The organism is Luteimonas kalidii, assembly GCF_029887935.1.
Lineage (GTDB): Bacteria > Pseudomonadota > Gammaproteobacteria > Xanthomonadales > Xanthomonadaceae > Luteimonas > Luteimonas kalidii.
On sequence record NZ_JARXRO010000006.1, the window covers coordinates 22,374 to 28,769 of the forward strand.

General features: G+C 69.5%; 4 protein-coding genes. 2 read left to right on the forward strand and 2 right to left on the reverse strand.

Annotation, left to right across the window (positions count from 1 at the left end):
- Nucleotides 1-2: 2 nt before the first annotated feature.
- Nucleotides 3-689, reverse strand: a complete 687-nt coding sequence (locus QFW81_RS00765) for a TonB family protein (protein ID WP_280576649.1) — start codon at nt 687-689, stop codon at nt 3-5.
- Nucleotides 690-826: 137 nt separating this feature from the next.
- Nucleotides 827-1,681 (reverse strand): 2OG-Fe(II) oxygenase, encoded by an 855-nt coding sequence (locus QFW81_RS00770; RefSeq protein WP_280576650.1) that lies wholly within the window; start codon nt 1,679-1,681, stop codon nt 827-829.
- A gap of 256 nt (nt 1,682-1,937) precedes the next feature.
- Between QFW81_RS00770 and QFW81_RS00775 the strand changes: the two genes are divergently transcribed.
- The gene (locus QFW81_RS00775) at nt 1,938-3,407 is read left to right on the forward strand and encodes a hypothetical protein (RefSeq protein WP_280576651.1); all 1,470 of its coding nucleotides are present in this window, start codon (nt 1,938-1,940) and stop codon (nt 3,405-3,407) included.
- A gap of 95 nt (nt 3,408-3,502) precedes the next feature.
- Nucleotides 3,503-6,214 (forward strand): TonB-dependent receptor domain-containing protein, encoded by a 2,712-nt coding sequence (locus QFW81_RS00780; RefSeq protein ID WP_280576652.1) that lies wholly within the window; start codon nt 3,503-3,505, stop codon nt 6,212-6,214.
- The last annotated feature ends 182 nt before the right edge of the window (nt 6,215-6,396 follow it).

Here is a 6,396-nt window from a genome sequence, read left to right on the forward strand (position 1 = left end):
GCTCAGCGCGCCGCGTACGACACGGTGACGTTCGGATCCAGCGGCAGCACGGTCTTGCTCGAGAAGCGCTGGTCGTCCGGCCCGGTCCAGTTGCAGGTCGACGGTGCGGATGTGGGCCCGAGGTAGCACACCGGCCACAGCAGCGTGGAAGCCACCGGCTGCCCGGCGACCTGCTCGGGCGCGAAGCGCCACTGGCGCGAGGCCGTCGCCGCGGCCCCGGCCATCGCCCGGGTGACGTTGCCGGTCGCGGCATGCACGTCGACGTCCTGTACCGCACCGTCGGCCGCGACCTGCAGCCGCAGCACCACCATGCCCTCCTTGCCGGCGAGCTGGTCGCGCATCGGATACTCGGGCGCGGTCATCGCCGCCAGCGCGGGGCCGGTGGTCGCGGACACGACCCGGTGGCCGCCCTGCGCCGGCTCGTCGACCACCACGCGCAGGTAGGTGCGGGTGCCCTGGCCGTCGCCCGCGGCTGCATCGGGGGCGAACACCCAGTCGCGGATCTCCGCCGACAGCGCATCTCCGGCCGCACCGGAAGTGGCGCCGTACGGCGCCAGGTCCTGCAGGCGACCGTCGGCGCCCAGCTCGACGGCATACGTGTACACGTGCTGCGTCGATTGCGGTGCGTCCGTGGCATTGGCAGCGAGCGGCAAGGCGAAAGACAGCAACAGGGGAATGGCGATGCGCATGATCGGGAGACTCCGGCGCCGGGGCGCTGTGGCAGATGTGTAGGGATCACACACCGCGCCGGAGCCTGGTGGGTTACACCATGATGACAAAAGCGGTCTGGAAGGACGAGCGGCAGGTATAAGCCGACGAACGGCAGTTACAGGTGCCGACCCACGCGCAGCCACTTGGTCGCCACCCACTTTTCGCCGTCGAGCACCGGCGCGCCGCCGTGCAGGCTTCCGGTCATCGGGTGCGGACGATCGTAGGCGAAGAACACCGCGTTGCCCTTGACCGCACCGACCTCGAAGCGCGCGTCCGGAAACGTGGTGGCGCCCCCGCGCGCGGGGGTGTTGAGGTACATCACGATCGACGCCACCCGCTGGCCGCCGCGCGCGAGCGCCACGTGCGCGCCCGGGCGGTCGGGATCGAAGTAGTCGTAGTGCGGCCGGTATTGCGCACCCGGGCCGTAGCGCAGCAGCTGCAGCCCTTCTCCGTTCTCCAGCGGCCAGTCGACCAGCCGCGCCAGGCGCTGCTCGATCCGTGCGCACAGTGGGGTCTCGCCCCTGCGGAAGAAGGTGCCCTGGCTGCTGCGCGCTTCGTGCGGTTCGTCGGTGCCGGTATCGGGATTGAACACCGACGAGGGCTTCAGCCGTTCGCGACCCATCGCCACCATCGCGTCGCATTCCTCGTCCGAGAGCACGCTGCCGAACACCACCACGCGCGGATGCAGCATGCTGGCCAGCACCTGTACCTGCCGGTCGCCGGCGTCGATCACCGAGGCGTCGTTCATTCCGACCGGACACGGCACCTTCTCCGGCGCCGGCAGGCCGTGGTCGCGCGCGTGCGCGGCCAGGTGATCGCGCATCGCATCTTCCAGCGCAGCGACCGCATCGTCCTCCTGCCAGCCCTGTCCGACCATGGATGCGACCACGTCGTCGGGTGAGGCGCCCGAACGCACCTGCCCCAGCAGCCAGTCGAGCGCGGCCTGGTCGATCTGCGGCCTGCTGTCCATCCCATGCTCCCTTGCGCGTGTGTGCATCAGGAAGCCGGCGAAACATGACAGCACGATGACAGCTGTCGCACGAGCGCAATCGTCCGCGCGCATGACGATCCGGGGAAAGCCGTCGCATCGCTGCAAGAAAGCTGTCACGCAACGGACCTAGCCTTCACCTTCGATTCACCGGAACGCAGCGGTTGCCGCCCCACGGGCGGAACAGGGCCGCGGTTCCACTGCTGCGTTCGCAGTCCACCCTTCCGGAGACCTACAGATGTCCATGCGCCACAGTTCCAAGGCCCTGCTCATGACGTTCGGCGCGGTGCTCGCCCTCAGCGCCTGCGGCAACGGCGCCGATCGCGTCGCGTCGCCCGGCGAAGGCGCCTTCCCGCCGCCGCCCACCACGCCGCCGCCCCCGCCGCCGCCGACCACGCCGCCGCCGCCCCCGCCCCCGAGCGACGGCCCCGCCGCGGACTGTCCCGAAGGCTTCGCCAACATCGGCACCGTGGCCGACAACAGCCTGCGCGCGTGCCGCCTGCCGGAGCGCATCACCGGCAACTTCGTGATCCCGCAGCGCGACGGCACGATCTACGCGATCAGCGGCCGGGTCGCCGTCGGCGACGATCGCGGTGGCGATGGCAACGCGCCGGTCGCCGGCGCCGAACAGGGCATCCTCACCATCGAGCCGGGCGTGACCCTCTACGGCTCCGCCGGCGCCGACCTGCTGGTCGTCAACCGCGGTTCGCAGATCTATGCCGAAGGCACCGCCAGCGACCCCATCACCCTGACCGCGCGCGCCGACATCGAAGGCGAGACCGGCGCCGATTCCATCGGCCTGTGGGGCGGCCTGGTACTGCTCGGCCGCGCGCCGATCAACGCCTGCCCCGGCGAGACAGTGTCCGGCACCCCCGAGTGCCAGGAACAGATCGAGGGCACCGACGGCTTCTACGGCGGCAATGCCCCGCGCGACAACTCCGGCGTGGTGAAGTACCTGCGCGTGAAGCATTCGGGCTTCGAGGTCACCGCCAACAACGAGCTCAACGGCATCACCCTGGGCGGCGTGGGCGACGGCACCCTGTTCGAGTACGTGCAGGTGCACAACAGCTCCGACGACGGCATCGAGTTCTTCGGTGGCACGGTCAACGGCCGCTACATCGTGGTCACCGGCGCCGACGACGACAGCCTCGACACCGACACCGGCTGGGACGGCTCCCTGCAGTTCGGCATCGTGCTCCAGCGCGCCGGCGGCGGCGACCGCATGAACGAGTGGTCGTCGATCCGTCGCGAGCCCTACTCCAACCCCAAGGTCGCCAACTTCACCTACGTCGGCCGCGCCGGCGGCGGCGCCGCGATCACGCTCAACCAGGGCACGCAGGCCGAGTTCTACAACACCGTGGTGACGCGTCCGGAAGGCGGCACGGATGCCGGCACGCAGTGCCTGAGCATCTCGGATGAGAACACGACCGGCACCTTCGGTTCGGTGTTCTTCACCTGCCCGGTCGCGTTCGCGGACCAGCGCGCGCAGGACGCGTTCGAAGCCGGCACCGGTAACTCCACCGGCACCTCGACCCTGACCGGCGTGTTCGTCAACGGCGCCAACGAGACTGCGGTCGGGGCCTTCCAGGGACTGGTCGGCGTCGACAGCTTCTTCCAGCAGGTGGACTACATCGGCGGCGTACGCAACGCCTCCGACACCTGGTGGCAGGGCTGGACCTGCGGCCTGTCGGCCGACACGCCCTGCTGAGCGGGTCGACGCCTCCCTGCCCACAGGGGGCGGCCGTTGCGGCCGCCCCCTCCTGCATGTCGCCCCGTACCGCCCCCGCAGCCCAAGGCCACACCATGACACGTCATCCGACCCGCAGCGGCCTGTCCGTCGCGATCACCGCCCTGCTCACCTGCCAGAGCGCATGGGCCCAGCAGCCCGAGTCGCCCGGCGGATCCGCCGGCGTTCCGCCGCAGGCCACCATCGTCTACGCCACCGTGGCCCAGGCCGCGCCCGCCTCCGCCGCGCCGCAGGCGACCGGCGACGCCGCGAGCGGCCAGCCGGCGCAGCTCGATGCGGTCGAGGTGCGCGGCGAATACATCCCCGAGCCGATGCTGCAAACTGCGGAGGTCGCCTCGTTCATCACCCGCGAGGACTTCGAGCGCACCGGCGACGACGACGCGGCCGAAGCGCTGCAGCGCGTGTCGGGCGTGAGCATCGTCGGCGACAAGTTCGTCTACGTCCGCGGCCTGGGCGAGCGCTATTCCTCGGCGCTGCTCAACGGCTCGCCCCTGCCCAGCCCCGAGCCGATGCAGCGCGTGGTGCCGCTGGACCTGTTCCCGGCTGAAGTGCTGCAGGGCATGACCGTGCAGAAGACGTACTCGGTCAAGTATCCGGGCGAGTTCGGCGGCGGCGTGGTCGACCTGCAGTCGCTGACGATCCCCGACGAGCCGTTCCTCAAGTTCAGCGTCGGCGGCGGCGGCAACAGCGTCACCACCGGCGAGAAGGGCCTGACCTACTACGGCTCCGAAGACGACTGGTCCGGCTACGACGACGGCACGCGGAAGATGCCGCGCGAGCTGCGCGACGCCATCGGGACCGGCCAGCGGGTCGACCTCGGCAACTTCAGCCGCGAGGACATCCGCCGGATCGGGCGCAGCTTCCAGAACGCCAACCTCAACGTGCTGCAGGAAAAGGACAGCATCGATCCGGACGCCAACGTCGGCTTCAGCGCCGGCTATTCGGCCGAGATGGGCGACGACTCGCGCATGGGCGTGATCGCGGTCGCCGGCTTCGAGAACGAGTGGCGGACCCGCTTCGGCGACCAGGAGCAGGGCTTCTTCGTCGGCGACGTGCTCGAGTACGACTCCGACTACGAATTCCTCTCCACCCAGAACAACGCCCGAGTCAACGCCCTGCTCGGCTTCGGCTACGAGTGGGGCCGCCACCGCATCGGCCTGACGACGCTGTACGTGCACGACACGATCAAGGAAGCGCGTAGCCGCGCCGGCGTCGACAACCTGGCCGGCTTCGAGGCCCGCGACGACTACACCGAGTGGTTCGAGCGCGAGATGCTCAACCACCAGATCAACGGCAGCCACGCCTTCGGCGAGTACGACGACCTGAAGGTGGAGTGGCGCGCGGCGGTGGCCCGCGCCACCCGCGACGTGCCCTACGAGAAGGGCATCCGCTACGAAAACGTCGACGGCTACTGGGCTCACGACGCCTCGCGCGTGCAGAACTACACCCGCTTCAGCGCGGTCGAGGACGAGGTGGCCAGCGGCGGCGTCGACCTGACCTGGCGCCTGCCGGTCGAGCGCGACCTCACGCTCAGCACCGGCGCCTCGTACATGGACAACGACCGCGGCGCGTGGTCGCGCGAGTTCCGGTTCCTCGCCCTCGACGGCCCGCTGCCGTTCTACAACCGCTACCAGCGTCCCGACTACCTGTTCTCCGACTACAACCTGAGCCAGGACCTGCTGCGCCTGCGCGAGACCACCGGCAGCTTCGGCGCGGCGGCCTACGACGCCACCCTCAAGGTGCTCGGCGCCTACGCGCAGCTGGACGGCGAGATCACCCCGAACCTGCGCGCGACGCTGGGCGTGCGCTACGAGGATGCGACCCAGGCGGTGCACCCGTACGACATCTTCACCGGCGTGCGCCAGCCGGGCCCCGAGCCGCTGCGCAACGATTACTTCCTGCCGGCGCTCACTCTGACCTGGAACATCGCCGAGAACCGGCAGCTGCGCTTCGGCGCCTCGCAGACGATCGCCCGGCCGCAGTTCCGCGAGATGGCGCCGCAGCAGTACACCGACCCGGACAGCGACCGCCTGTTCACCGGCAACCCGTACCTGGTCGACAGCGAGCTGACCAACTTCGACGCCCGCTACGAGTGGTTCTTCGGCTCGGGCGAGTACTTCACGGCCGGCCTGTTCTACAAGATGATCGACAAGCCGATCGAATCGAACGTCAACTTCGCCGGCGGCACGACCTTCCAGAGCTTCCTCAACGCGCCCGAGGCCACCGTCTACGGCGCGGAACTGGAATTCAAGAAGTACTTCGACGCGGACTTCCAGGCCGACTGGTGGACGGGCAACCGCCTGTACCTGGCCACCAACTACACCTGGACGGATTCGGAAGTGAACGCCGACGAGGACGACACGGTGCAGCCCTACGGCTTCGCCACCCCGGTGGCGGCACGCCTGTTCGTACGCGACGGCAGCGTGCTGCAGGGGCAGTCCGAGCACATCGCCAACCTGCAGTTCGGGATCGAGAACGAAGGCAGCGGCCTGCAGGCCACGCTGATCGCGAACTACGTCAGCGAGCGCGTGTCCGCGCGCGGCCGCCCCGGCCAGCCGGACTACGTGGAAGAGCCGGGCCTGACCATGGACTTCGTGCTGCGCAAGACCATGCGCTTCGGCGAACAGCCGCTGACCATCGGCTTCGCCGCCCGCAACCTGCTGGACACGGAGTTCCACGAGTACCAGGAGCGCGCGGGCCAGAAGGTCAACATCCTGCGCTACGACCCGGGCGTGTCGTACTCGGTGAGCCTGTCGACCGAGTTCTGACGGTTGATGGCGTAGCCCCGCTCAATGGAGCGGGGCTGCAGGCGTGTCGTGAAAGACCCAAAGAGTCGAATCGACCGCTTTGCACGGCCTGCAATCAGCTGGAGCGGACGACGCAGCGCCCTGGCCGTTTGATTGACGGCCGCGGCTTCGGACGGGCCGCGGTGCCCCGGGCCGGGATGGCG

Coding starts and splice junctions, on each gene's coding strand:
- QFW81_RS00765 (WP_280576649.1), bottom strand. CDS start 689: ATGCGCATCGCCATTCCCCTGTTGCTGTCTTTCGCCTTGCCGCTCGCT.
- QFW81_RS00770 (WP_280576650.1), bottom strand. CDS start 1,681: ATGGACAGCAGGCCGCAGATCGACCAGGCCGCGCTCGACTGGCTGCTG.
- QFW81_RS00775 (WP_280576651.1), top strand. CDS start 1,938: ATGTCCATGCGCCACAGTTCCAAGGCCCTGCTCATGACGTTCGGCGCG.
- QFW81_RS00780 (WP_280576652.1), top strand. CDS start 3,503: ATGACACGTCATCCGACCCGCAGCGGCCTGTCCGTCGCGATCACCGCC.